The sequence below is a fragment of the Holdemania filiformis genome, from assembly GCF_003459085.1.
Lineage (GTDB): Bacteria > Bacillota_I > Bacilli_A > Erysipelotrichales > Erysipelotrichaceae > Holdemania > Holdemania filiformis.
Genome location: NZ_QRUP01000025.1, coordinates 33,841 through 59,728, shown reverse-complemented (window position 1 = coordinate 59,728; position 25,888 = coordinate 33,841). Strand labels below are relative to the sequence as shown.

20 protein-coding genes are annotated in these 25,888 nt (G+C 49.3%); 4 read left to right on the top strand and 16 right to left on the bottom strand.

The annotated features are described in order from the left end of the window. Positions 1-88 precede the first annotated feature (88 nt). The 4 genes from mglC to DWY25_RS15495 form a co-directional block, all read right to left on the bottom strand. A complete protein-coding gene (gene mglC, locus DWY25_RS15505) occupies positions 89-1,090 on the bottom strand; it encodes a galactose/methyl galactoside ABC transporter permease MglC (protein ID WP_006061061.1) in 1,002 nt (333 codons plus the stop codon). Between the two features lie 14 nt (positions 1,091-1,104). Next, on the bottom strand, positions 1,105-1,893 hold the full coding sequence (locus DWY25_RS18000) for an ATP-binding cassette domain-containing protein (protein WP_244925998.1): 789 nt from the start codon (positions 1,891-1,893) through the stop codon (positions 1,105-1,107). A 39-nt stretch (positions 1,894-1,932) separates the two neighbouring features. Further along, positions 1,933-2,613: an ATP-binding cassette domain-containing protein gene (locus DWY25_RS17995; RefSeq protein WP_244925997.1), complete on the bottom strand. Its 681-nt coding sequence runs from the start codon at positions 2,611-2,613 to the stop codon at positions 1,933-1,935. Between the two features lie 83 nt (positions 2,614-2,696). Then, positions 2,697-3,737 carry a galactose ABC transporter substrate-binding protein gene (locus DWY25_RS15495; RefSeq protein ID WP_117895986.1) on the bottom strand — a complete coding sequence of 347 codons (1,041 nt, stop codon included), beginning with the start codon at positions 3,735-3,737 and terminating at the stop codon, positions 2,697-2,699. Between the two features lie 310 nt (positions 3,738-4,047). Between DWY25_RS15495 and DWY25_RS15490 the strand changes: the two genes are divergently transcribed. Next, complete coding sequence (locus DWY25_RS15490; RefSeq protein WP_117895985.1) at positions 4,048-5,064, top strand: LacI family DNA-binding transcriptional regulator; 1,017 nt, start codon at positions 4,048-4,050, stop codon at positions 5,062-5,064. 424 nt (positions 5,065-5,488) lie between these two features. Here DWY25_RS15490 and DWY25_RS15485 read toward each other — a convergent pair whose 3' ends face one another. From DWY25_RS15485 to iadA, 6 genes are all read right to left on the bottom strand, one after another. Then, positions 5,489-8,305 carry an ATP-binding protein gene (locus DWY25_RS15485; RefSeq protein ID WP_117895984.1) on the bottom strand — a complete coding sequence of 939 codons (2,817 nt, stop codon included), beginning with the start codon at positions 8,303-8,305 and terminating at the stop codon, positions 5,489-5,491. A gap of 269 nt (positions 8,306-8,574) precedes the next feature. Beyond that, entirely contained in the window at positions 8,575-9,333 is a 759-nt protein-coding gene (locus DWY25_RS15480) for an SDR family NAD(P)-dependent oxidoreductase (protein ID WP_117895983.1), read from the bottom strand. Positions 9,334-9,386: 53 nt separating this feature from the next. Next, positions 9,387-10,019 carry a flavin reductase gene (locus DWY25_RS15475; RefSeq protein WP_117895982.1) on the bottom strand — a complete coding sequence of 211 codons (633 nt, stop codon included), beginning with the start codon at positions 10,017-10,019 and terminating at the stop codon, positions 9,387-9,389. Positions 10,020-10,388: 369 nt separating this feature from the next. Further along, positions 10,389-10,928, bottom strand: a complete 540-nt coding sequence (locus DWY25_RS15470; RefSeq protein WP_117895981.1) for a methylated-DNA--[protein]-cysteine S-methyltransferase — start codon at positions 10,926-10,928, stop codon at positions 10,389-10,391. Between the two features lie 59 nt (positions 10,929-10,987). Next, positions 10,988-11,692: a DNA-3-methyladenine glycosylase family protein gene (locus DWY25_RS15465; RefSeq protein ID WP_117895980.1), complete on the bottom strand. Its 705-nt coding sequence runs from the start codon at positions 11,690-11,692 to the stop codon at positions 10,988-10,990. A 379-nt stretch (positions 11,693-12,071) separates the two neighbouring features. After that, positions 12,072-13,205, bottom strand: coding sequence for a beta-aspartyl-peptidase (gene iadA, locus DWY25_RS15460; RefSeq protein ID WP_181981863.1), 1,134 nt, complete (start codon positions 13,203-13,205; stop codon positions 12,072-12,074). A gap of 98 nt (positions 13,206-13,303) precedes the next feature. On the opposite strand from iadA, the gene DWY25_RS15455 reads away from it, so the two are divergent. Beyond that, positions 13,304-14,395, top strand: a complete 1,092-nt coding sequence (locus DWY25_RS15455) for a YdcF family protein (protein ID WP_117895978.1) — start codon at positions 13,304-13,306, stop codon at positions 14,393-14,395. A gap of 75 nt (positions 14,396-14,470) precedes the next feature. Here DWY25_RS15455 and DWY25_RS15450 read toward each other — a convergent pair whose 3' ends face one another. The 4 genes from DWY25_RS15450 to DWY25_RS15435 all read right to left on the bottom strand — a co-directional run bounded on the left by DWY25_RS15450 (position 14,471) and on the right by DWY25_RS15435 (position 19,764). Then, entirely contained in the window at positions 14,471-15,817 is a 1,347-nt protein-coding gene (locus tag DWY25_RS15450; RefSeq protein WP_117895977.1) for an MATE family efflux transporter, read from the bottom strand. Between the two features lie 307 nt (positions 15,818-16,124). Next, positions 16,125-17,003: a substrate-binding domain-containing protein gene (locus DWY25_RS15445; RefSeq protein ID WP_181981862.1), complete on the bottom strand. Its 879-nt coding sequence runs from the start codon at positions 17,001-17,003 to the stop codon at positions 16,125-16,127. Positions 17,004-17,016: 13 nt separating this feature from the next. Further along, positions 17,017-18,549 (bottom strand): hypothetical protein, encoded by a 1,533-nt coding sequence (locus tag DWY25_RS15440; protein ID WP_117895975.1) that lies wholly within the window; start codon positions 18,547-18,549, stop codon positions 17,017-17,019. Between the two features lie 321 nt (positions 18,550-18,870). Further along, entirely contained in the window at positions 18,871-19,764 is an 894-nt protein-coding gene (locus tag DWY25_RS15435) for a LysR family transcriptional regulator (RefSeq protein ID WP_117895974.1), read from the bottom strand. Positions 19,765-19,895: 131 nt separating this feature from the next. Here DWY25_RS15435 and DWY25_RS15430 point away from each other — a divergent pair, with 131 nt between their 5' ends. Next, positions 19,896-21,743 carry an FAD-dependent oxidoreductase gene (locus DWY25_RS15430; protein WP_244925996.1) on the top strand — a complete coding sequence of 616 codons (1,848 nt, stop codon included), beginning with the start codon at positions 19,896-19,898 and terminating at the stop codon, positions 21,741-21,743. A gap of 345 nt (positions 21,744-22,088) precedes the next feature. On the opposite strand, the gene DWY25_RS15425 is transcribed toward DWY25_RS15430, so the two are convergent. Continuing rightward, positions 22,089-23,561, bottom strand: coding sequence for an FAD-dependent oxidoreductase (locus DWY25_RS15425; protein ID WP_117895972.1), 1,473 nt, complete (start codon positions 23,559-23,561; stop codon positions 22,089-22,091). A gap of 152 nt (positions 23,562-23,713) precedes the next feature. On the opposite strand from DWY25_RS15425, the gene DWY25_RS15420 reads away from it, so the two are divergent. Next, positions 23,714-24,598 carry a LysR family transcriptional regulator gene (locus DWY25_RS15420; RefSeq protein WP_117895971.1) on the top strand — a complete coding sequence of 295 codons (885 nt, stop codon included), beginning with the start codon at positions 23,714-23,716 and terminating at the stop codon, positions 24,596-24,598. Between the two features lie 535 nt (positions 24,599-25,133). Here DWY25_RS15420 and pflA read toward each other — a convergent pair. Continuing rightward, entirely contained in the window at positions 25,134-25,886 is a 753-nt protein-coding gene (pflA, locus tag DWY25_RS15415) for a pyruvate formate-lyase-activating protein (protein WP_117895970.1), read from the bottom strand. Positions 25,887-25,888: the final 2 nt, after the last annotated feature.

The following is a 25,888-nucleotide window of genomic DNA, read 5'->3' as shown; positions in this document are numbered from 1 at the left end:
TGGCTGTGAGCTTATGGTTTTTTCTTATTTTCCTGATTTGTCACAGCCCCTTTTTAATTGGTCTTGAATTGGATAGTTGAATCTCAGCTTATTTCTTCGCTGTGTATTTACGGATATCCAGTGCGACCGCCACGATAATGACGATGCCCTGTACGATGAACTGATATGAAGTATCGATCCGCAGATACTGCATCGACGTCTTCAATAATTCGAAGACAAGAACGCCTAACAGAATTCCGGAAACCTTGCCGACGCCGCCGTTGGTGGAAACGCCGCCGATTGTACAAGCCGCGATCGCTTCCAGCTCATAGCCCAAACCGAGGTTGACCGAAGCGCCGCCGGACTTCGCCGCTAACAGGAAGCCTGCCAGACCATACATCAGACCAGCCAGCGTGTAGATTTTCAGCTTGGAACGATTGACGTTGACGCCGGAAACCTCCGCCGCGTTTTCATTACCGCCGATCGCGTACATATATTTGCCGTACCGGGTCTTGTTATAAAGGAACCAGAAGATCAAACCTGCGGCAATTGCGATCAAAAACAACCATTTAAAACTGAACTTTCCGACGGTGAAGATCGCATTCGTCGCCACGCCGGTGAAATCAGAACGCAGGCCGCCGATCGGATCCGCGCCCGAATAAACGAGGTTAATTCCGTAAACGATCGTCTGCATACCCAGCGTTGCCAGAAACGGCGGAACTTTCAGGTAGGCGACGACACAGCCGTTAAGCAGACCGAAGAACGCCGTGATCAACATGACGATCAACAGGACGACGACTAACGGCATCTGCGGCAGGTTCTCAAAGAATTTCGCGGTATAATCCGGACGCTGCAGCAGCGTACAGGCGATAACGCCGCCAAATCCTACCATTCGGCCGGCCGACAGGTCGGTACCCTTGGTGATCAGACAGCCGCTGACGCCCAGCGCGATGATGAACCGCGGTGTGACATTGGTGATGATATTGCTGTAATTCGGGCCGCTGAAGAATCCCTTGCGGGTGAAGCCGACAAAGAGAACCAACAGGACCAGGAGTATGACGATCGCGTTATTGCTTAGAAAATCGGTGACTTTTTTCTTATTGAATTCCATAACAGTCCCTCTCCTTACATATATTTAGTCGCCAGACTCATGATTTCCTCCTGAGTCGTGGTCTTACTGTCAACGAAACCGGTGACGCGGCCTTCGCACATGACCATGATCCGGTCGCTCATGCCGATCAGCTCCGGCATTTCACTGGAGATCATGATAATTGATTTCCCCTGTTTGGCCAAGTCGGCGATAATCGTATAAATTTCATACTTCGCACCGACGTCGATGCCGCGGGTCGGTTCGTCCAGGATCAGGATTTCCGGGTCGTTGGCGAGCCAGCGGGCGATGATGACTTTCTGCTGGTTGCCGCCCGACAGCGACTGAATCTGGGTTTTCGTGCTCGGCGTTTTAATGCTCATCTTGTCGATGTTGTCCTTGACTAAGCTTTCCAGCTTTTTGTTGTTCAGGACGACGCCGTAATCAATATATTTATCCAGTGAAGCGACGCCGACATTGTCGGAAATCGACAGCACGCCGAAGATTCCGGTCGCCCGGCGATCCTCCGTCAGCAGCGCGATGCCCTTTTTGATCGCGTCCCGCGGATGATGGATCTTGATCGTTTCGCCCTTGTAGGTAACAGTGCCTTTTTCAATATGCCGCACGCCGAACAGACCTTCCATCAGCTCGGTCCGCTGCGCGCCGACCAGACCGCCGATGCCCAGGATCTCGCCCTTCTTTAATTCAAAGGTCACATCGCGGAAGCTGCGCGGATCAATCGAAGTGAAGTTTTCCACTTTCAGAACCACTTCGCCCGGTTCGTTAAACCGCGGCGGGAACCGGTTGGTCAGTTCGCGTCCGACCATCCGCTGGATGATCAGATCTGTCGTCAGCTCATTCGCCGGTCAGGTGCCGACATAGGTGCCGTCGCGCATGATCGTGACTTCATCAGAGATTTTCAGAATTTCTTCCATCTTATGAGAAATATAAATAATCGATACGCCCTTCGACCGGAGCTTATTAATGATATCGAACAGTCCCTCAACTTCATTTTCAGTCAGCGACGATGTCGGTTCGTCCATGATGACGATCTTGGCGTTCACGGAAACCGCTTTGGCAATTTCGACCGACTGCATCTGCGAAACGGACAACGTCCCCAATTTCACCTTCGGATTAAAGTCCAGGTTAACTTCTTTCAGCAGCTCTTCCGTTTCCTTATACATCCGCGCATGATCCACAATTTGTACCGGACCGATGTTTTTCATCGGATAACGGCCGCAGAAAATATTTTCAGCGATGCTGCGGTCCGGAATTGGCTGCAGTTCCTGATGAACCATCGCGATGCCCCGATGCAGCGCGTCGTTCGTATCCTTGATATCCACTTCTTCATCGTTGAAAATAACCTGTCCCTCATCTTTTTTGTAGATCCCGAACAGACATTTCATCAGTGTGGATTTGCCCGCGCCGTTTTCGCCCATCAAGGCATGCACGGTTCCTGGGCGGACATTCAGACAGACGTGATCGAGCGCTTTGACGCCAGGGAAGCTTTTACTTATATTTTTCATCTGTAAAATATAGTCGCTCATTCGTAAATCCCCTTCCTCTTAATAATCCAGAAAAATTAAGTGTGCGCGAAGGCACACTTAATTTGGTTTCGGATTCTTTCTGCTTATTTGTACTGTGCTACGTTTTCCGGAGTGACCTTAATGTAGTCGATCCAGTAGTAAGCGTCCAGCTTTTCGCCGTTGATCGCCTGAACTGTGCAGTCAACCGCTTTGTGCGACTGATTGATGTGGTCGTTCAGAACGGTGCCGGTCATGCCGCCAGTGGAAACTAAATCCATCGCTTCTGCCAGCGCGTCAACGCCGACCAGATAGATGTCTTCGCCGACCTTACGGCCTGCCGCTGTGATCGCCTGCGCTGCGCCTAACGCCATTGCGTCGTTGTTGCAGAAGACAGCTTCGATCTTATCGCCGTACTGTGTTAAAGCGTTCGCTACGATTTCCTGGCCCTTTGCCTGATCCCAATCGCCGCGCTGTTCGTCTAATTTTTCAACTTTCAAGCCGGAAACTTCCTGATACTGGGAAATGGAGAATTCCGTGCGGTATTTCGCGTCAACATTTTCCGGATCGCCGACAACCATGACATACTGTAAGACGCCGTCGCCGTTCAGATCGCCCTTGTTCGGCAGATCAGCGATCAGTTCACCCTGGAATTTACCGGACTGACGAGCGTCAGCACCGACATAGGTGATCATACCCGGATCCTTCTTCATATCTTCTTCGCTTGGTTCACGGTTGATGAAGATGCAAGGCTTGTTCGCCGCTTCGCACTTGTCGATAACGGTTGCTGCGGATGTCGCCTGAACCAGGTTGATGATCAGCGCGTCATAGTCCTGTGCGATGAAGTTGTCGATCTGGTTGGTCTGTTCGGCCATGTCGCCCTTGCCATCCTGAATCGTGACTTTGTATTCGACTTCGTCCGTGTTCAGCGTCTTGAAATAGCTTTCGATTTCCTTACGATACAACGTCATGAAGTTATCGTCGAATTTGTAGATGGAAACGCCGACATTATAAACCTTCTTGTCGGTCCCGGTTCCGGCCCCGCCGTCATCCGTCGGCTTGTCATTATTACCGCCGCCGTTGTTGGAGCATGCAGCAAGGGATAATACCATCAATGCTGATGCAAGAAAAGCAAATAGTTTTTTCATCTTTTTCCCTCCGTATAGCTTCTGTATACGCTTTCATTCTATGCCGTTATAAGGGCCTGTGTCAACAAACCAAGATAAACTTTTCAGTTGTTTTAACTAGTTTTAGTAAACTTCTGATTGTGAAATCGTTAAAATTATAGCTCAAAACTGGCTTATTGAATGAGTTTTTACCAATTTTAACCAGTTGTAACTAAAATGTAAGCGTTATCAGTTTTAGTAAAACTATCAGTTCAGGTTAACTGATTTAGTAAATTATTTTGACTTGTTCACTTAAATTCGTTAGAGTAAGTTTGAGAGAGAGTTGATAACTATGTCTACGATCAAAGAAATCGCGCAGCAAGCGGGCGTATCCGTCGCCACGGTATCGCGGATACTCAACTATGATCCAACGTTGAAGGTGGCGGAGCAAACGCGCCAGCGGGTATTTGATGAAGCCAAGAAACAGAATTATATCAAACGGAAAATCAAAACGAAAAATAATTATAATCCGATCCGGATCGGCATTGTGCAATGGTATTCGATCGAAAAAGAACTGAACGATCCCTTCTACCTGTCCATCCGCATCGGCGCGGAGAGCTATCTGAATCAGAATAACATTGAAATGATCCGTTCCTTCCGCGGTGATCCGGATTTTTTAAGCAAGCTTTCGATGCTGGACGGTCTGATTTGCATCGGTAAATTTTCGCCCCAGGAAATCAGCGAATTCCGCAAGCTCACCGATAAGGTCATCTTCGTCGATCTGTTCATGCCGAAAATCTTCGTCAATACCATTGTCATGGATTTTCGCACCGCGGTTTTGGAAGGTTTGGAATACCTTGCCAGTTTGGGCCACACACGCATCGGCTTTCTGGGCGGCATCGAGCATACGAGCGACGGTGAAATTTACTTCGAGCAGCGTTATCACTATTATCAGGAATTCTGCCGGCAGAAAGGCTGGGACAACAGCCGGTATGTCCGGCGGGATCAGTTTTCCGTCGAATCCGGGTACGCGATGATGCTGGATCTGATCGGAGCGCATCAGGTGCCGACCGCGCTGTTCTGCGCCAGCGACGCCGTTGCGATGGGCGTGCTGCGGGCGCTGCATGAAAACAATTACCGCGTTCCGGAGGATGTGTCCATTCTCGGCTTCAATAACAACCAGAACACCGCTTATACCAATCCTCCGCTGACCACGATTTATGCGCCGGCCCGGCAGATGGGAGAACTGGCCGCGCAGTTTATCACGCAGTTTGCGGCGAAGGAAAAAGTTTATCCCATGCAGATCATGCTTCCCTGCTCCCTGATCCTGCGTCAATCCTGCACTCAGCCGCGCTCCAAAAAAGAATGAATGAGAAAAACCGCCGGTCAGGTTCACTTGAAACCCTGCCGGTGGTTTTTATTTTCGTTTTTGCACTGAAACATTGTTAGCGGCGGACGCAGGCTTCTGATGGCAGGGCGCGGAGTTCACCTGCTTCCTATCGAATACCGGCTGCCCTAATGGACACGCCCGACAGGAAATATCCGTTGGCGTTCTCTTCTTAACTGCCGCAGCTTCTTGGTAAATTCCATCGCCGCTTCTCTTTCCCTCTGCTTTTTAAATCAGCCTGTCCCACACCGCGTTTTCAGCTCAGTTTCTAAATGAACTTGTGGATTGACTTTCAGTCGTTCTTTCTCAAACCACTGAGGATTCGCCCAAAAAGCTGGGACACCAACAAAAAAATCCGGAGCTTTCACAGTCCGGATTTCATTCCTTCTTCCTTGATGCTTCACGTTTATTTCTTTTCTGCGGCAGAGGGCGCATGCTTACAGTTTAGATCGTTCTGCCCCAGCACAGCGTACAGCTGATCGACTTCAAAAGGTTTAGGCAGAAAATCGTTCATGCCGGCGGCCTTCGCCCGCTCGCGATCCTCCTGGAAGGTGTTCGCCGTCATCGCGATGATCAACACCGTCTGAGCATCGCTGCGCGGCAGCTTCCGCAGCCGCTGCGCTGCCGTTAAACCATCCATCACCGGCATATTGATATCCATGAGAATTATGTCATAATACCCTTCCTCATGCTCCGCGAACAAATTCAGCGCGATCTGGCCGTTTTCAGCCCGGTCGACCTGTATCTTTTTCCGTTCCAGAAGCTGAATCGCGATCTCAGCATTGATATCGTTATCTTCCGCCAATAAAATCCGCAAGCCTTCCAGCTGTCCCTTTTGAGGAACTGCGTATTCAGGTTCCTGCAGCGCGGCTTCCTCGCTGATCGGCAGCTCGATGGAAAAGTAGAATTCCGAGCCTTTGCCCACTTCGCTTCGGACTTCCAGTTCACCGCCCATCAGCTGCACCAGACTGCGGCTGATCGCCAGCCCCAGCCCTGTCCCCGGGGTTTTCTGATCACGGTTTCCCCCTTGTTCAAAAGAGAGGAAAATTTTCTTTAAATCGGATTCATTGATTCCGATTCCCGTGTCCTGCACGCTGAAATACAAAACCGCCCGGCCTTCCCGACCCGCGGATTCGCAGACTTTCAGCGTCACTTTTCCATGACTCGTAAATTTGCACGCGTTGGATAACAGATTGGTCAGCACCTGGGAAATCCGCATCGCGTCGCCGCAGAAACAGGCATGCTCAAACTGCGTGTCAAAGAGCAGCGAGTTGCCGTTGGTCTCTGCCTGCATTTCAAAGATATCCAGCATGTGATCCAGCAATGGCCCCAAGGCAAAGGGCTGCGCCAGGATCTGCATTTTTTCATTTTCGATTTTCGACATATCGAGCGTATCGTTTAACAGCGTTAAAAGAAACTGCGAGGATGTTTCAATTTTTGTCAAATTTTCTTTTAAAGCCGGCGTGGCTTCCTCTGACATCAGCGCCAGATGCGTCAGCCCGATGATCGCGTTCATCGGCGTGCGGATTTCATGCGACATCCGCGAGAGAAAATCAGATTTCGCCTGGCTGGTTTCCACGGCCTTCTCCAGCTGCAGCCGCATCATCCGGGTTTTCAGCTGAAACCGATAGTAAATCAGTATCCCCAGCGCTGCCAAAGCGATCAGACCGGCACAGAACATGACGACCATCATCGGGTTGGAATAAACCAGAGACTCCAGCGTCGCCGCGCTCTGGCGCACCTTCAGCAGGTTCTCCGAGATCAGATTTTCACTTTCCGAGGTTGAAAAATTATGAATCGACTTGCTGAAAATCGAATAAAGCAGAACGTTGGCCGGAGAAGGCAGGGCAAAAGCAATCTCCTCCTGGACGTTATTCATCGTGATCAGATTCAGGTTGGCGTAGTATTTGCGCGAATAAAGATCCTCAACGAAGGAAGCCGGCAGCCGCACATAATCGGCCTTTCCGTTATTCACCGCATCTAAACATTTTTCATAGGAATCATAAGTCAGAATCGTATCGCCGTTCTGCAGCGGTGTCCCCGCCAGCCCTGAAGGTACGGCCATGCGCATCGGCTGCGACGTCCCGGTCTGCTTGTTCATCAGCGCGACCATGTCCAGTTGGGCATAGGCCGGCGTCCGTGTCCAGCCGGTTTGATCGGCGACCGTATCGTTATCCAGATAAGCCCCGATCAGATCCGCCTGACCGGTTTTCACCAATTCCCCCATCTCTTTGTAGGTCGCGGCGTAAACATATTCAAAATGAAGCGTCGTGCGTTTTTCAATCAACGCCAGACAAGCCGGGATAATCCCGTGGATTTCTCCGTTTTCTTCATAGAACAGGGGATAATTATTCTTCAGCACCGCGACGCGCAAAGTCGGCGACGAACGCAGATAAGTCATTTCTTCTTCCGTGAAATCGATCGCGTTGGCGTAATCCGCCGTAAAATATTTTTCGTACAGCTTATCAGCGAAATTCGGATCCGCGGAATAAATCGCGTTCATAGCTTCATTGAGCTGTTCGCACAGATCAGGCCGGTTCAGCGTGGTTACCATATAATAGGAATCCGCTTCAAACCGGGCTGCTACGTTATAGTTTTCTTTCAGATACACATCGCTGCCCAGAAGCAGATCCACTTCGCCGTTATCCAGACATTGCGTATAGGAAGCCGCGTCCTCGTAATAAACAAGTTCACATTCCAGATTATTAAAATCCAAAAATTTCTGCAGCCGTTCGATTTTGCTTGTCGCTTTGCGCAAAACACCGATCCGCTTGCCGTTGAGCGTTGTGTAATCAAAGCTTTTGATCGATGTGTCGCTTTGCGGATAAATCAGTAAGTTATAGTTGGAACCCATTACGTATTCCGGATAGTTAAACATCGCCTCATAGCCGTCGTAATAATACATGCCGCCCATGATATCGTTCTCTCCCGCCATGAAATCTGTTAGCAGCGTGTCCGGATCCCCTGTGACAAACTCGTACTTCCAACCTGTGTACTTGGCGATTTCATGCAGCCAGTCGTAAACCAGACCGCCGTAGGTACCATCCTCATAAACTTCGTTCAAACCCGGACTGATCGGAAAGGATACTTTTATTACCTCGCCTTCCGGCTCCCCGTCATTCTGATCCGCTGCGTTTTCTGCGCGCAGCGTCAGCGGTGTCATTAAATTACTTACCAATAAGGTGAGGATTCCCAAAATGAATAGTTTCCGCCAATTTCGCATAATTTTCTCCTTTTTGCATCCTCTGCCCTGAAAAAAAACAATTTTCCCGCATGATCCTATTTAAGTCTTATTTTATGCTATTCCCGATCAATTTGAAATAGTAAAAGCAACTTTCAATTATATTTCATTTCGCGAATAACCATATTATTCATTTTTTTACGATTATTGGGAAAGCGGGAAACGAAAAGCACGTTCCATCACCGCAGTGTTGGGCAACTTATATATTAAAAAATCACGCCGCGCAGAAGCACAACGTGATGATCTTTTATTTACGGCCGCAGTCCGGAACCGCCCTGCAGTGTAATGGTTTCCCCGCTGATATAGGACGCGTCCTCGCTCGCCAGGAAAAGACAGGTTCTTCCGATATCCTTCTCCGCGTCGCCAAACCGTCCCAGCGGCACGCCTTTGATCGTCTTGGCGTAAACGTCCGGATATTCTTCCTTCCATTTTTTCAGCTGCTCGGTTTCCACTAACGGACAAACAACGTTGACGTTAATCCCGTATTCGCCCCATTCTGTCGCCGCCACCCGCGATAACCCGCGGATGCCTTCTTTTGCCGCGGCATAGGAAGATTGACCCAGCCGGCCGGCTAACCCCGCGCCGGAAGCGAAATTAATGACGCTGCCCTGCGTTTCTTTCAGATAAGGAAACGCGGCGCGCATCATGAAGAACGTCGCGTACAAGCCGGAATTGATCGCCAGATCAAAGTCCGCCTTGGTGTGATCCGCAAGCATCACGCCGGATTTGGAGGCTTGCGCATTGTTGATCAGCACGTCCAGCCGGCCTGTCATTTCAATCGCCTTAGCGACGACTTTCGGTGCGGTTTCTTCCAGGCCGAGATCGCCGGCGACATACCCGACGCGGATCCCGTAAGCCGATTCTAATTTTTCTTTCGCGGCCGCCAGCGCGGATTCCTGACGCCCGGTGATCACGATGTCGGCGCCTTCCTTCGCAAAGGCGGTCGCTACGCCAAAGCCGATGCCTTTGCCGCCGCCGGTGATGATGACGGTTTTTGATTTCATTTTCATAAGTTCTTCTCCTTCTATAAGTTATTTTGACGGCGAACGGTCAGTCCGCCAGCTTAATTCTCAATTTTTTCAAAAGCGGAAGCCGGTGCGCTGCAGATCGGACAAATAAAGTCCGGCGGCAGAATTTCACCTTCATAGACATATCCGCATAACAAGCAGCGCCAGCCGCCGGCCTTCTTCGGTTCCTCCTGATAGCTCGGCGCGTTCTTCGGCGTCTTGCCGTTCTTGACCTGATGATAGTATTCGTAGGTCATCACCGGCTCGTTATCCAGTACTTCGCAACCGGCGACTTCGGCGATAAACATCACGTGCGTTCCCAAATCCACTGTTTTGACAACCTTGCAGGAAAAACGGGAAGCCGCATGTTCTTTCACAAATGGCAGACCCTGTTCGTCGATACCACAGTCCAGTCCGCTGAATTTATCCAGATCGCGGCTGCAGTGAAAGCCGAACCGGCCGATCAGTTCCATTGTGGCGCTCTGTTCTAAAACCGCCACGGCGAATTTTCCGCTCTTTTCGATCATTTGTTCCGTCGCGTTATTTTTGTTCAACGTCACGCTGACCTGCGCCGGCGAGCTGGTCACCTGATTGAATGTATTGGCGATACAGCCAGCCTGTTTGCCTTCGTTCTCTGTGCTGATGATATACAAACCATAACTAAGTTTGAAAAATGCTTTCGGATCCATCGTTGTCCTCCTTAATTGATAATGATTATCATTTTCTATTAACATTATCTTCCATTCAGATCTGTTTGTCAACAAATTTAAATACAATTTTATTTTCAGAGTTTAACAAGTTGAAAAATCCGCTTACCCCGGTCAACGCCGAATGGATTTCTCTTTCGTTATCCCCCGTTGATTTCCTTTTTAAACCCACCCCTGATGGAATTCAAATCTGTCTGGTGCGGAAGAAACAACAAAAAAGCAGAGCGTTTCCCAAACGTCCTGCTTCGTTATTCTTCTCTTATGCTTCTCTGTTCCTCAAATCACAAGACAGAAGCCTTACTGACGCTGACGAGTCAGCTGTCCTGTTTCATCCGCTGAACCGCAAACAATTTACAGCGCGGTTCCTTTCTTCGGGATTGAGAAACGGCTGACGTCGACACCCTCCCGCTGCAGCAGCTGGATTTTCTTTTCCAGACCGCCGGCGTATCCCGTCAGACTTCCGTTGGTGCCGACGACCCGGTGACAGGGAATGATAATCGAGATCGGATTGTGTCCGACCGCACCCCCGACCGCCTGCGCCGACATCGCCGTCAACCCGGACTGACGGGCCAGCTGACGGGCGATTTCTCCATAGGTTGTAACCTCTCCATAAGGAATTTTACACAGGATTTTCCACACTGCCTGACGGAATTCACTTCCCCGGGGCGCCAGACTTAATTCACAGACCGCAGGCTGTTCCCCCGCGAAATAGCGGTCGAGCCAGTCCGCGGTCTGGGCGAAGACGGCACGGTCTGATCGTTCCTGCGCCGCTTCCCGCAGCGAGCCGCGATAATACTTCTGGCCTTCCAGCCACAACCCGATCAGCTGATTCTCAGTCTCTGCCAGAAGCAGGTCGCCGAGCGGAGAAGTGTAATGCGTGGTATAAATCATATATAAATCGTCCTTTCCAACGTTCTTCTTACGCTTGTTAATGCCTGCGGAGAGCCGGACTATTTAAGCGCCTGCGCTCGCGGCGTTTTGGACTTTGTCCGCTGGGAATTCAGCTGTTTTGGCGCGTAGTCCTTCATGCCTTCCACTGCCCTGCCGGCGACCGCCCATAAATACAGGCTGGCCACGCTGCCGTAGGGACTGAACCGGCGGCGGTATTTTTCAAACAATTTCCGTTCGATTTTCCGATGATGATACACCATCCGCAAGCCGCGCAGGATTGCCAGATCGCCATAGCTGAACACATCCGGCCGCTGCAGGCAGAACAACAAAATCATTTCCGCGGTCCACACGCCGATTCCCTTTAACGAAACAAGCTGATCGATGATCTCCTTGTCGGAACACTGCGGCAGCTGCTTCAGATCCAGCTCGCCGGACGCTGCTTTCCGCGCGCAGTCCTCGATATACTCCACCTTTTTAAACGTCATGCCAAACCCCTGCAGCCGCTCGGTACCGGCTGCCAGAATTGTTTCCGCGTTGATTTCGCCCAGATCCTCCCGCATCCGCCGCCAGATCGTCTGCTGAGCCTTGGTGGAAATCTGCTGTCCGACGATATGATGCACGATCGCCGAAAACAGATCGTCATCGACGGTTCGCTCGATCGGGCCGATCTGATCGATAATCGCGCCCAGTTTCGGATCCCGCTGCTTTAAATATTGAATTTCCGTTTCCCCGTAGCGGAAAATCGGTTCTTTCCCTTCGCTCATTCTGCGTTCCTTTCTTTATTTTCTTCTTTTCTTCTCATTAAACTCTGGAAGTTTCAGCTTTGAAACGCGCCGTTCAGCATCCCTTCCGCTTTCCAACCCCGCGCAAGAGCCGCAGATTTGAAAGCCTTTTATCCCATTTTCCTGCATTCTGTGTTTTTTCCTGACGATAAATCAAAAACAGACACAAACCCAGACAGCCCATCCCCGCTAGGCAGAACGAACGATCCCACTGCACAAACAGATGAATTCGATCCCAACCCTCAGTGATTTTTTATTATACGAAGGACGGCGGGTTCAGCACAATCCACGCCTGCTTGACTTTGTCCATGAGTCATGGATTCCCATCTGTTTTTGCCGCGGACTTCTGTTTTGCGCAGCGCTATTCGTAGGTTCCCCGCACCCGCAGCTGCTTGTCTTTCATCATCAGTTGTCCGCGGGCGATCACGGTATCGATCGCCAGATCGTTGTCCAGCAGCACGATATCCGCGTCCATGCCTTCCCGCAGCCGGCCCTTGCGGCTTAACTGCAGGGCGTCGGCGGGATTGCTCGTGACATAACTCAGCGCCTCGGCCAGATCGAAATCATTTTCCTTCACCATCCGCACAAACTGTTCATGCAGCGTCTTGACGCTGGACACGCCGATCTGGGTCAGGTTGCCGCGCGCGTCATAATTAGACCAGCTGCCCTGACCGTCCGAGCTGATCGTGATCCGGCGGGTATCCAGCCCTCGCTGTTTCGCTAACGCGATCTCCTCACCGCAGCTCTTTTCCTTACGGGAGCCGGCAGTCAGATCAATCCACCCGCCCAGCTCCAGAAAATCCAGCGCCTGTTCAAACAGGACGGGATTGCGCGTCACATGCGTCGGGTGAAAAACCTTCGCCGGGATCGCCGTCTGTTTTATCGCGTCGAACACCTTGTTCAAGCCCTGCGGATCGTCCCCCATGTGCAGCGTCACAATCCCCGCCTTGCCGGAAAGCATCCCCGCGACGCGGACATCCGAAGCCAGCCGGATCAGCTCTTCCAGCGTCACATTGGAGCTGCGGTGATCGGCCAGCGCCAGCTTCACACCGAGAATCTCGTCGATAAACAAGATGTCTTTTTTTACATCGCCCGTCAGCGTCACGCTGGGATAGCTGTACGAGCCGGTCAGGCAATACACGCTCAGCCCTTCTTCTTTCAACGCCTTAGCCTTGGAAACCAGATTTTCCACCGAACGGGAAAACCCATCGGTGCCTAACAAACCGACGGCCGTCGTAATTCCGCCTTCAATTAAAGAAGAAAGCTGAACCTCCGGCGTTTTCGTATGGAAGCTGCCTTCGCCGCCCCCGCCGGTAATGTGGATGTGCTGGTCGATCAGACCGGGCACCGCGATCTTTCCCCGTGCGTCGATCTCCTCCGCCTCCCCGCAGTCGAGATGCTGCGCCATCCTTACAATCTCGCCGCCGGCGATTAAAATATCCTGCCGTCCCGCAAACTGCGGGGCGTAAACGTCTGCCTGTCGTAAAACAATCATAAATGCCTCCTGTTTTTCTTTCATTTTATCACGACAGGACGTGTCGGAACAGTGTGGAAAGGGTATAATGGAATCAGAATAAAGCGAGGGAGCGAACAATGGATCAACTTCTGGATTTCGCGGGAAAAGCGACGATCGTCTATTTCGGAATCTTTTTTATTTTTTATCTCAGCGATAAACGCCGGATTTTCAACGGTGTGCTGCTGACATTCGGCCTGTTTTTAATTCTGGGCGATTTAACGATCCTGGCGCTGAATACGCAGAATTCTTTCTGGCTTTTAGCGGGAATCGGGATCTTCCTGTTCACTTTGTTCCTCTTCCCGATTGGTTCGCTGATTCTGGGTGCGGTTTTGTTGATGCGTTCGCCGCAGCTATGGGCAAAGGAAGGCGTCAGCGTTCAGCACAGCCTGTCGCTGATCTTCGGTCTGGCGTTTCTGCTCGGCTGGTTCGTTATCCCCATGGGACTCTCGCACTCCCAATCGCTGCCCTGGATTCTTAACCTGGCGTTTCTAGCCGGCGCGGTCCTGTATTTATATCTGATCTTCACCTTCGTCTGTTATCTGGTTTCCAGCTGGCTGTTTAAGCTGAACCGGCCGCGGCTCAATCAGGATTTTCTGATCATCCTCGGCTGCAAGGTGACCGCTCAAGGCCTGACGCCCTTGTTAAAACAACGCTGCGACCGGGCATTAGCTTTCTATCGCCGGCAGGAAGCCAAAAAAGCCCGGTTTTTCCGAGGAAGAAAAAAAGAATTGATCCTGATTCCCTCCGGCGGTCAGGGACCGGACGAACCGCGGGCGGAAGCGGAAGTGATGAAAGAATATTTGTTGGAACAGGGCGTGCCGGAGGCGCGGATCCGGGTGGAAAATCAATCGGTCAACACCTATGAAAATATGGTCTTCTCCAAAAAAATAATGGATTCGATGAAAAAGAACTATAAGTGTCTGTTCTGCACGAGTGATTATCACGTCTTCCGCGCGGGATTGTTATCCCGCAAGGCCGGAATCCGCCGCTGCAGCGGAATCGGTTCGCGCACCGTCGCTTATTTCTCCTATAACGCGTTTATCCGGGAATATGTCGCGGCGATGGTGATGCATAAGAAATTTCATCTGATCGTTGCCGGAATTTTATGTCTGCCCTGGATCAGTTTGGCACTGCTGCTTCTGACGGCACTGATCCTCCGCCTGCTTTAAGATCAAATTCGCAAAAAAAGACCGGTTCTCTCTGTTCGGAAAGCCAGTCTTTTTCATTTTATTCGCCAGCGGCCGCTATTCAACCGCTTCGCTCGCTAACAACTTGTCCAGCTTCCGCTTGATCGGCAGCGTGATCAGCAACGTCGCCACCTCCGCAAAGGTAATCGTCAGCCACACGCCCAGTTCACCCAAAAGCTTCGGGAACACCGCCAGTCCCAGCAGGATGAAGATCAAACCCCGCATCAGCGCGATCATCGTCGTCACTTTGATGCTTTCCACCGACTGGAAATAATACATCAGAACGGTATTCACCGCCGTAAATACAAACGAAATAAAGTAAATCCGCGCCGCCCAGACACCATGGCCGATCAAACCGGCATCCGAGGAGCTGATGAAGAAACCGATAATCGGCTGTGGAAAAATTAAAATCAACAGATAACAGCCCAGCGAGAAAATCAACGCACAGACTAACGCTGTTCTCAGTGTGGCCTGTACGCGCTTGATCTTCCGCGCGCCATAGTTGACCGAAAGCATCGGCTGGGCCGCCTGGGAAATCCCGTTGAAAATGCCTTTTCCGACATAGGCGATATTCGAGATGATCGCAAATACCGCAACAGCGTCCTGGCCGCTGACGTCCAGCAGCACGATATTGAAGAAAATCACGACGCAGCCTAAGCTCAATTCCAGAATAAACGTGCCGACGCCGTTTTTAAAGATCCGCTGAAGCAGTGAGAAATCCCAGAAATGCTTTGTAAACTTGAATGTATTTTTCTTTAACAGGTAATGGAAAATCCAGATGCTCATGGCAACGCAAGGCCCCAGCGCCGTAGCGGCCGCCGCGCCGAACAGTCCCCATTGGAAGACAGAAACAAACAGCCAGTCAAAGAGTATATTGGTCGCGTTGCCGCACACCGCCGCTACCATGACCAGCTTCGGATTGTAATCCGCGCGGATGATGACCTGCATTGTGCAGTTAAGAATATAGATCAGCGCGACGCAATGCAGCGGCTGTAAATAATCCTTCACTCCCTGCATCAGCTGCGGACTGGCGCCGAGCATCCGCGCGAAGGCATCCGGGAAAAGCAAACCGTAGGCGCTCATCCCCATGCCGATCAGCGCGCTGCACAAAACGGTCAGCGTAAACACCTTGTCCACCTGTTCCTTTTTGCCTTTTCCGATCAGCACGGAAATCGTCACCGCGCCGCCGACCCCCAGCATCAGACCTAATGAAGAATAAATCGTATAGACCGGCATCGCGATGTTAAACGCCGCCAAGCCCTGCGCGCCGATGCACAAACCGACGAACATGACGTCGACGATGCAGTACACTGAATTGGTCAGCATCCCCACGATCGTCGGAATCAGATAGGAAACATACGTCTTTTTAATATCCCCCGATAATAATGTTGCTTCTTTCTCCATAACCTTCTCCTTATCCCGAAAACAGAATTCAGTGTAGCATATCAATCTGGAAAAGTCACCCGTTTCCGGTAAGAATTTCCTGCGTTTGTAAAGGTTAGATGAATAAAGATTTCAATAAATACAGGCCGGGGTCAAGGCGCTTACTTGAATTTAGGCAGAGATGAAAAGAACAGGCAGAATAAAGCACGAAATTAAGCCTTATCCTGCCGGCTTCCATCTGGAACTCTCATTTCTATCCGAAAGCGGACAACGGGTTAAAAGCAGGCAAACCGCTGTGAAGACCAGCGCTTTTTCAGCAGCTTATAGCTCATTTTTTCTCTGGAATGGGAATCAGCCCCTGATCACTTAACCATTGTTGCCCCACCGCGCTCAGCAGCCAGTCGGTAATTCCGGCAATTGTTGCGTCCGAGGCGGTGTTGCTTGCCAGCAGCACGGGTAATTTCAAAGGATATTTCCCGTTTCCAATTGTTTTCTCATTCGGGGCGATGCCTTCGATCCGGAGCGTTTTAATTTCCGGCTGCGGATGAACCTGCGTAATCATGATCAGGCTGGAAAATCCCAGCGCCCCTTCCTTGGGACTGAACGCAGCCGGAGCTTGGCGGACGACGCCCGCGCGTTCATAAACCCATTCCAGCGTTGGATTGACAACCGGAACGCCCTGCATGACATGACGTTCAAACGCCGTCTGTAAGCCGCTGTTCTCATCCTGAACGTAAATCTCAATCGGCTGGTCCTGCCCGCCGACCTGCTTCCAGTTCGTAATTTTCCCCGCATAGATATCGCGAACCTGGTCCAGACTCAGCGAATCCACGGGATTTTCGCTGCCGGTGATCATCACCAGTGCGTCATAGCCAATCGTCTGCGCCTGCCACAGCGTATCGTAATCCTGTAATTCCCGGCGCATCGCGGCCGACGGTTCATAGGCCAGAATCATCCGCGGCTGGGGATTGACAACCTGAATCAGGCTGCGCCAGGCCGCCTGCGTACTGCCGCTGGCTTCTTCCGGCAGCCAATTGGGGTCCGGGCTCAGTTCCCGGTGTAAATCGTTAAGCAAAAGCTGCAGCGGCCAGGAAGCGTCAGCCTGCGGGAAATCTTCCACCCGATAGAGGTTTTCCAGTTTCGGCTTTGTCTGACAGCCGCTCAAAAGCAGCCCGGCAATCAATAAAATCCGGCTTATTCGCCGCATTCGGCATCCCTCCTTAATCATCCCAGCCGAGGCTGTAAATCGAACGTTTCACAATCCATTCGCCCTGCCCGTTGATCAACCCGGCAAATTCCCCCTGAAGCAGCGCAAAGCGGTCCTGCCCGCGGCTGTAAATCCGGGTTGCGCCGGAAAAGATCACATTGCCCTTCAAATCCAGAATATCGGTCAGCTCCGCGGCATGATCCCGACGCACCGCAAGCAGGTAGTCCATCGGTTCAATCAGATAATCCTGCAGCGTAGCGACAGACAGCGTTTCATACGCTTCCGCCGGAATCACGATCCGCAGCTCTTCGTCCAGCAGGCCGGTGCGGATCTGCCCCTTTTCATTATAAGCTTCATAAAAATACAAACCCTCCCGGTCGCAATACAAGCTGGTGAGCCCTGGAATCGTTTGACGCTTTAAAACCTGGCCCTCACGGCTGATCAACATGGCGGTTTCATTCTCCACCGCCAGAAACTGCCCGGCGCGATCTTTGGAGGACTGCGGCTGAGCGCTGATCAGAACCTCAGCCTCAAATAATGTCCTGTTGTCCCGATCCCGCAGACACATCGTTTCCTCCCCGGTCTTTTCATCCTCAAGATAAACAAGCAGCCGTTCGCCGTCAAAATAAGTAAATTCCAGTTCGGGATCAATCTCGTAAACCGGCTCCAGCGTTTCCACGCTGACGATCGCGGTCCGATTTTTCTGATAGATGATAAAATAGGAGCCATGCAGCCCTTTATATACGGTATTGATGCGCGGCGCGCTGTACAGCGGATTCAGATGAATATCCAGCAGGGTATCCGTCCGGCGCGCTTCATTGTCCAGAAAGCTGACGGAGCTGGCGACAATCCGGCCCTGTGCGGCTTCCGGATCATAATAAGTCTGCGCTGCCGGGAAGCCGGAAATCACCTGTCCGTTTGCGTCCACAACGCCTAACAGGCGGCGGTCTTTATCCAACGCGATCAGGGCTTCCTCATCGACCGCTTTCAGCTGAAAAACGCCGGCCTGGATCACGGTCTGCGTCCGTCCGTCGATCAGTGCGGTCTGGTAGTCTTCCGGCAGGTCCATCATGGAATCAAATTCGTCAGCGTAATCCCGGCGGATCACCAGATCCCCCATGCCTCCCTCATAGATCACATCGTCCCACTCCGCCAGACACTGATCGTCCAGTGAGAACAGCGCCGACTGGTTGGTATAAACAGGTTGTCCGTATTCGTCCGTTTTCCCGCTCAGAAAACGGCGTGTTTTTACTTTGTACTGCGGCTTGCGGGTCAGCTGGTCATAAATCAGGGCGGACTGGGCTTCCGCACCGATCGTCTTCCCCGTCCGGTCTACCAGCCATTGCTTTCCCGGCGTCAGCTCGATCGGATAAACGCGCAGCTGTTCCGTCAGACTTAAATTTTCTTCCCCGGAAAGATCCGGATGTCCTGCGGCGAATTCGGATTTTGAAGAATCCCGGGTTTCGGAGGGTGCAGCGGCACAGCCGCTGACCAAAAATAAAGCCGCCAAGAGAAAGCATTGCAGCTGTTTCCAATCATGCGCCATTGCCATCCCTTCTTTCTTATTGAGCCTTTTTTGACGGTGGAAAAACCGGCGCAGAAGGCTGATATTTATCTATTTCCACAGAACGGACAGCCATTTCTCTTCAATAAGAAATCGCTGAAAACAGTTCCTTGCGGATAAAACCAGTTCTCTGGTTCACTTTTATTTTACCATTATCCGAACAATCTGACTCTTACACTTTTATTACGGTCCTGTTGCTGGAAATAATCAATAACCAGTCTCCCTTTGCTTGCGTTTAGAAACGGGCTTCCGCTTCCCGCCTTTTACCGCTCGAGAATATCGTTGATCGAAAAGAAGATCACTTCAGCGTGCGGAAGAAGTTTTTGCCCATTTCAAAACATAATTTTGAAAATGCCGGACCGCCAGACTTAAATAATGATGACGCAAATAAATCAGATGGATATACCGGTAGTTTTTCGGATGATCCAGCTTGACGATATGCACAGTCGGCAGCTGGACAGCCGGCGACAACGACACCACCGCCACGCCCAGTTCCATGGCGACCAGCGAGGCGATCATACTCTCCTCCGTCGCTTCTTCAGCCACATTGGGTTTTAATCCGGCTTCGTCAAAGAGATCGAGCACAATCTTCCGCATTCCGGTATTGCGGGTATGCAGGATCAGCGGCTGCGCCGCTACCTGCTCTAACGATAAGGAGGAAACAGTCTGCCAGCGTGCCGTTTTCGGCGTCAGTACGACCAGCTCCTGACGGAACACCGGGTCCGATCCAAACCTCACGGAATCCTGCGGCTCAGAGCCCAGCGCCAGATCCAGCGTGCCTTCCTCCAGCTGTTCCAGCAACGTGACCGTCGTTCCTTCATAACACGCAAAACGCGTCTGCGAACCGGTGGTCTTGCGGTAATCCGCAAGCAGCTGCGGCATCATCCGGGCCTGCAGGGAAGACACAAATCCGATGTCGATCCGCTGATCCAGCTCAGTCTGCATCCGCTGTAACGCTGAGCGCCCTTCCTCCAGACTTTCGAGCGCTTTCTCAACATAGTCGAGATAAAGCTTTCCCTGGCGGGTCAGCACAACATTGCGGCCTTGCTTCTCAAACAGATCGACGCCTAATTCCTGTTCCAGATTGGCAATCGCTTTGGACAAACTGGGCTGGGCGATATTTAATTTTTCACTAGCCCGGGTAACATGCTGGAGCTGAGCCAGTGTAGCGAAATAAATCAGCTGATTCAGATTCATGACAACTTCCTCTTTTTCTTTATTATACTTAAATTCATAGCTTCAAGCTATGAATATTTTCCATTTTGTTTCTTTATTCACAAAATCGTTATGCTTACAATAAAAAGGCAAATCAGGAGGAAAGAAAAGCAATGAAAAAGAATTGGACAATCAAGACCGGCAAAGCACTGGCCGCCTGTCTGCTCGCTTTCTCGTTAGCGGCGTGTTCCGGAACGCCGAAAAACGAAGAACCGGCAGCCGGACAGTACAAAGCAGGAACCTACACCGCTTCCGCGCAGGGCAATAACGGTCCGGTGGAACTGGAAGTCACCTTCACCGCCGACGCGATTACCAGCGTCGTCGTCAAAAACCAACAGGAAACCGAAGCGATCGCTTCCGCGCCGCTGACCTCGATTCCACAGGCAATCGTCGACGGACAAACCTTAGCGGTTGACGTCGTATCCGGCGCGACCCATACCAGCGAAGCGATTTTAGCCGCCGCGGAAGACTGCGTCGCGCAGGCCGGAGGCGACGTGGAAGCGTTAAAGACGGCAGGAAACAAAACAGCGGCAGAAAAGGAAGCTAAAACCTTGGATACCGATCTGGTCGTCGTCGGAGGCGGAGCTGCGGGCATGGCCGCGACAATCCGGGCTGAGGAATTAGGCTTAAACGTTGTCCTGGTGGAAAAGATGTCGTTTATGGGCGGCGCAATTTCCATCAGCGGCGGCAATCAGGTCGTAATGGGCAGCGATCTGCAGAAACAGGCCGGCGTCAGCGATGATTCAGTCGAAAGCATGGTTGAGGATTTCATGGCCAACGGCGCAAACCTGAACGTTCCGGAACTGATCCAGCTGTACGCGGAGAATGTCGGTGCAACAACCGACTGGCTGCACGACAGCGCCAAGCTGAACTTTGATCTGGACGGCGGACTGCACAAGCTGGCGGAATATTCGCACGACCGCGAATTAGCGTATGAAGGCGGCGGCGCGAGCGCCGCGAAAGTGCTGCGGGAAGACGTGGAAGCCAGCGGCGCGGAAGTCTTGTTGAATACACGCGCCAGCGAGCTGATTACCGACGAGACCGGCGCGGTCGTCGGAGTCAAAGCGGCAGATGAAAAAACAGAGTATACGATTAACGCCAAAGCTGTGTTGTTAGCGACCGGCGGTTATGGCAATAACAAAGATCTGTTAAACGAAGAGATGAAAAGCGCGCTCTATTACGGACCGGCCTCCTCTACGGGCGACGGCATCGTGATGGCCACGGCGGAAAATGTTAACGCGGCAACCCGTTTGATGGAATACGGCAAGCGCTATCCGAACGGCATCGAAGTCTCCGAGGGCATCGCAAAGTCCACGATTGCCGGCAACATCGCGGCCTTCAGCGAAAGCGCAATTCTGATCAACAAGGAAGGACAGCGCGTCGTCAATGAAAAAGCGTCGAACCGGACAATCCTGGAAACAGAATTGAAGCAGACGGACGGCCTGTTATATCTGTTGATGGACGCCGCCACCTTCGATATCTTTAAGGGCAAGCTGGCTACCGGCGGAATCTCCGAAGGCGATATCAACGGCTGGCTGGACAATAACGGCAAAACGACGCCGGTCTTCGCGCATGCGGATTCTTTGGCGGAACTGGCCGGGATCGTCGGCATGGACGCGGAAACGCTGGAAAATACCGTCAAGACGTACAACACCTTCGTGCAGAACGGCAAAGATGAAGAATTCGGACGTGCTGCCGAGTATCTGACAAAAGAGATCGGCGAAGGCCCGTATTATCTAGTCGAACAGAAGCCGCGCTTTGCGACCACCATGGGCGGCCTTGTTGTAACGACAAGCCTGGAAGTGAAGAATACTTCCGACACAGTTATTCCAGGTCTGTACGCAGCGGGGGAAACCGTCGGCGGCGTCATGGGCGACGATTCCCCATCCGGCGCCAACAACGGCTGGGCGCTGACCTCCGGCAAGCTGGCCGCGGAAGCGATCGCCGAAGCTTTGAAATAACAATTTAATAACGAGGAGAGCATCCGTCCGGATCGCTCTTTTCTTTTATATCCAGTATGACAAGCAGCTCTTACTATAAGGTCTAAATACACAAGGAATCCTTTACATTTCCAAATTCTATGAGAAAATCAACGTATAGAATTTCGAAGTTCATTACGATTACTTTATCTTGACTTACTTCTGTAAAAACTAAGCGCACAAAAGTATCCAGTATATTTCAGTTTTAGTCATTAACTGCAACTTCAGCATACAGTTAGAGAAATAAAAAATTCTTAGAATTTCCAAAAAAAGCTAGTTCATTAATTAATGGAACTAGCTAGAAATTTTTCATAAACGATTATAATGTTATTTAGATACTTTCTCAATAATAGTATTGGCGGCAAGTGTTCCTGTTGCAGCTGCAAATGACAATCCAGTTCCTCCTTGAGCATATACGATTTCAATTGCATTACACAGAATCAATTGGCCTGCTCCGTATAACCCCTCTATGATTTCATTGTTTCCATTTAAAATTTGAGCTTTTTCATTAGCTTTAATTCCTGTAAATGTATCGAAGAAATAATCTTCTTGCCTTTCAGCATAAAAAGGAGCTTTGGTAATTTGATTACCTAGAGTATAATCTAGATCAAATTCAGGATTCGCTTTGTTTGCAATTGCCTCATTATAAGCATTAACTGTTTTTTGAAATTGTTCGTATTGAATATTTAAATTTTCACAAAGACTTTCTAAAGAATCAAATTCCAATAAATCATTTTCGTTTAGTTTTAATTCAATTTCTTCAGGATTCGCATCTGCATAATTTTGGTCACAAATCATATAAATATTATTTCGTTTTTCAGAATAAGCGATATAAGAGGTTATGTAATCAGAATAAGCTTCGTTTACAAAGCGATTTCCCGTGCCATCGATCATAAAATAACTTCGCAGTGGAACCCAAGTCGAATCACTTGAAACAAATCCACCTAATGCGCCAATACCTAAAATTTCTGTCCGAAATTTACGAGTCATCGTGATTCCATCGCCAGTTGAAAGTCCAGTTGTATAGTTGATATGCCCAATATATCCTGGGTTGTATTCTTTCATATATTCTTCTGAATCGGCAATCCCGCCAGTAGCCAAAATTACGTTAGGCGTATTGATTTCTGAACCATCTTTTAATTTAATACCAGTGACTGTGTTTTCGTTATTCAAGACTTCTATAACTTCAGCGTTTGTAAAAATATGAACATTACTATAATTTTCCAGTTTGTCAGTGATTGCTTGCAGAAAGTTAAAGCATGTATCTGAACCTTCATCAGCTCCAGTGATAGATAAGAAATTTGAATAGATTGTTCCACCATAATTTCTAGTATTAAAATTTTCAGAATCTGGGAAAGGGACCCCCGCATCCAGCATAAATTTTACTGGCTTACCGTATAAAGAAAATGCATTATAAATTAATTCCTCATTTATAGTAAAATCTTCTTTTTCAATAAATCCCAAATTAATATTTTCTTGGTATAAATTTCTAAAATAATTTACAAACTCCTCAGAATCAGCAACTTCAGGATATGTGCTTTCATTAAAGCCCATAATTACTCCACCTGTGTATGGAAGATTACCTCCTAAATTAGCTGCTTTTTCATAAATTGCGACTTCTAAATCCGAGTTTTCTGCTAGTTCTGCGGCAGCCATCATACCTGCCATTCCACCTCCAACAATAGCTACATCGTATGAGGCGTTGATGTTTGTAGTTTCTTCTTCTTTTGGTGTGCCTGTAGAACATGCACTCAAGCATAGAATTAATGAAACTAATAATACTTGCACAAATTTCTTCATTCTTGTTCCTCCTTATTTACTGCATTATTTCTCTATAATCTTAAAATACAATGGCTTCTGCGTGTTATCTGTATTATTAAACAATATATAAGATTTTCTTATATGATTGAAAAAGTGGCTGAATTCATTTATTGTATTTTTGAGGTGATTACGTGAATATAAAATCATTAGAGTCTTTTATTACAATCGTTCAGGAAGGGAGTTTCTCTAAGGCTGCTAAGGTTCTTTATGTTTCTCAATCGGCTTTATCTCAACAAATTCAAAGTCTGGAGAAAGAAATAGGTTTTAGTTTGTTTATTCGTAACAAATCAAAAGCAAATATATTATCTAAAAGCGGTGAAGAATTCTTTAATTATGTTCAAAATGCTTTGTCCATATTAGATTCAGGAATAAAAAAATGCAAAACATTGGATTTATCAACATATTCTCAATTATCAATTTGTTGCGATATTTATGATGTAGATCTTTTACCACAAGAATTCTATGCCGAACTTTCAAAAAAATTATCCAATATCCAAATTAGTTTGTTACTAGATCCTACCGGGGATATTGCTCATCTGTTAAATAACAAAGAGGCTGATATGTATTTTGTCGGGGATTGTTTTAGTATGATATCGAAGTCAATGTACTTTCAACCAGTAATCACCACAAATTATATGTTTGCAATGTCAAAAAATCATCCGTTGGCCAATAAAGATAAAATCAAATTAGACGATTTAAAAGGGCAGCATGTTTCTTTTGCAAGAAAGCATTTAAGCGATTCTTATGATCATTTAGTTTCAAATATTATTAAAACTGTACCAACACTGGTTGTAGAAAAAAATTATAGTCATATCACTAAAGTTTCAGCAATATCATCTCAGATTATGTTTTTAACTGTGGATAGTGCTAAATCACATTTAGACGAATTAGCCTGTGTTCCGTTGGATACAAAAAATAACATTCAACTCGGTTTCGTTTACAATGATGAGTCAAGTCCATTAATTCCAATTGTTGAAGAATTAATAGAAAAAATATTTAGAAATTATAATAAGTAAATCAGATCCTTATCTTTCTTACCGATAAATGAACTTTCAGCATCAATGTCTCCATGAACCTCTTTATTCCAATTGGGATTAGCCCAGCTTTCTATGTCAGATAACGACAAGCAGCATAGAGTAATCAAATGGCGCAGCTTAATATCCTGGCGAATGGCCCGCGCTTCTTCTGAAAGCAATTCTTTATAAGAGACTCATCAGAATATGATATCACTTTCATGAACAAGACCTCGCTTTCAGAGAATGCGCCAGTTCTCTAGTGAGTTAAATATACAATTAGCTTGCTCTCTTTTCAATTCATTTAAGTTTATTGTATCGTTCTGTTTCTCTGATGCTTCCTGTGGATGTCCTGGAGAAAGTTTCTGAACAAAATAATTTTACCTCTCTTTCTTTTCAGTGCGTACCTAAAAATGAATTCCATCACTTCAAAACTCTTTAGAGCAATATAACTTTAAAGGGTTTTTATTTTTCCCTTTCCCCCGTGCAGCACTTTCTTAATAGATAGAAAAAATCCGCAGTCCTCTGACTGCGGATTTCATTCTGCTTTTTCTTCACGCCGCACTTTCCGCATGCCTTGAAGAATGGTTGAGCGGGCCTGGCGGGCCTGGTCCATCGTCGCCTGCGGAATTCCTTCCAACGGATAGTCCAGCCCCAGCTGCTCATACTTGACCTTGCCCATCGTGTGATAAGGCAAAACGTCAACCGCTTTGACATTGTGCAGCGTGCCTAAAAACTCACCCAGCGCGAATAACTGCTCAGGCGGGTTTAGGGACGCGTTGACATAGACGTGCCGGATCCAGACCGGAACCTGCTTCGAGTTCAAATACCTGGCGAATGCCAGAATCCGCTCATTGTCCTGTCCGGTCAGCCAGCGGTGCTGAGCCGGATCGATCTGCTTGATGTCCAGCAGCACCAGATCCGTGACCTTAATCAGAGAATCAAACGCTTCCGGATGGGACGGATCAAATAAAATCCCCGACGTATCCAGACACGTATGAATTCCAGCCTGCTTCGCCGCCGCAAACAGCTCCGTGACAAATTCTAACTGACCCAGCGGTTCCCCGCCGCTCACTGTGATTCCGCCGCCGCGGTAAAACGCTTCGTTGCGTTTGTATGTCCGAAGAATTTCCGCCACGCTCATCGTCTGACCGCCCTCACGCCGCCAGGTGTCTGGATTATGACAATACCGGCAGCGCATCGGACAGCCCTGGACAAACACAACCAGCCGGACGCCCGGCCCGTCGACGGTGCCGAAGCTTTCCAGCGAATGAATCCGTCCTTCGCTCATAC

Bases quoted from the DNA above. Each gene is read 5' to 3' on its own strand.
- mglC (WP_006061061.1), bottom strand. From the start codon at position 1,090: ATGGAATTCAATAAGAAAAAAGTCACCGATTTTCTAAGCAATAACGCG.
- DWY25_RS18000 (WP_244925998.1), bottom strand. From the start codon at position 1,893: ATGGTCGGACGCGAACTGACCAACCGGTTCCCGCCGCGGTTTAACGAA.
- DWY25_RS17995 (WP_244925997.1), bottom strand. From the start codon at position 2,613: ATGAGCGACTATATTTTACAGATGAAAAATATAAGTAAAAGCTTCCCT.
- DWY25_RS15495 (WP_117895986.1), bottom strand. From the start codon at position 3,737: ATGAAAAAACTATTTGCTTTTCTTGCATCAGCATTGATGGTATTATCC.
- DWY25_RS15490 (WP_117895985.1), top strand. From the start codon at position 4,048: ATGTCTACGATCAAAGAAATCGCGCAGCAAGCGGGCGTATCCGTCGCC.
- DWY25_RS15485 (WP_117895984.1), bottom strand. From the start codon at position 8,305: ATGCGAAATTGGCGGAAACTATTCATTTTGGGAATCCTCACCTTATTG.
- DWY25_RS15480 (WP_117895983.1), bottom strand. From the start codon at position 9,333: ATGAAAATGAAATCAAAAACCGTCATCATCACCGGCGGCGGCAAAGGC.
- DWY25_RS15475 (WP_117895982.1), bottom strand. From the start codon at position 10,019: ATGGATCCGAAAGCATTTTTCAAACTTAGTTATGGTTTGTATATCATC.
- DWY25_RS15470 (WP_117895981.1), bottom strand. From the start codon at position 10,928: ATGATTTATACCACGCATTACACTTCTCCGCTCGGCGACCTGCTTCTG.
- DWY25_RS15465 (WP_117895980.1), bottom strand. From the start codon at position 11,692: ATGAGCGAAGGGAAAGAACCGATTTTCCGCTACGGGGAAACGGAAATT.
- iadA (WP_181981863.1), bottom strand. From the start codon at position 13,205: ATGATTGTTTTACGACAGGCAGACGTTTACGCCCCGCAGTTTGCGGGA.
- DWY25_RS15455 (WP_117895978.1), top strand. From the start codon at position 13,304: ATGGATCAACTTCTGGATTTCGCGGGAAAAGCGACGATCGTCTATTTC.
- DWY25_RS15450 (WP_117895977.1), bottom strand. From the start codon at position 15,817: ATGGAGAAAGAAGCAACATTATTATCGGGGGATATTAAAAAGACGTAT.
- DWY25_RS15445 (WP_181981862.1), bottom strand. From the start codon at position 17,003: ATGCGGCGAATAAGCCGGATTTTATTGATTGCCGGGCTGCTTTTGAGC.
- DWY25_RS15440 (WP_117895975.1), bottom strand. From the start codon at position 18,549: ATGGCGCATGATTGGAAACAGCTGCAATGCTTTCTCTTGGCGGCTTTA.
- DWY25_RS15435 (WP_117895974.1), bottom strand. From the start codon at position 19,764: ATGAATCTGAATCAGCTGATTTATTTCGCTACACTGGCTCAGCTCCAG.
- DWY25_RS15430 (WP_244925996.1), top strand. From the start codon at position 19,896: ATGAAAAAGAATTGGACAATCAAGACCGGCAAAGCACTGGCCGCCTGT.
- DWY25_RS15425 (WP_117895972.1), bottom strand. From the start codon at position 23,561: ATGAAGAAATTTGTGCAAGTATTATTAGTTTCATTAATTCTATGCTTG.
- pflA (WP_117895970.1), bottom strand. From the start codon at position 25,886: ATGAGCGAAGGACGGATTCATTCGCTGGAAAGCTTCGGCACCGTCGAC.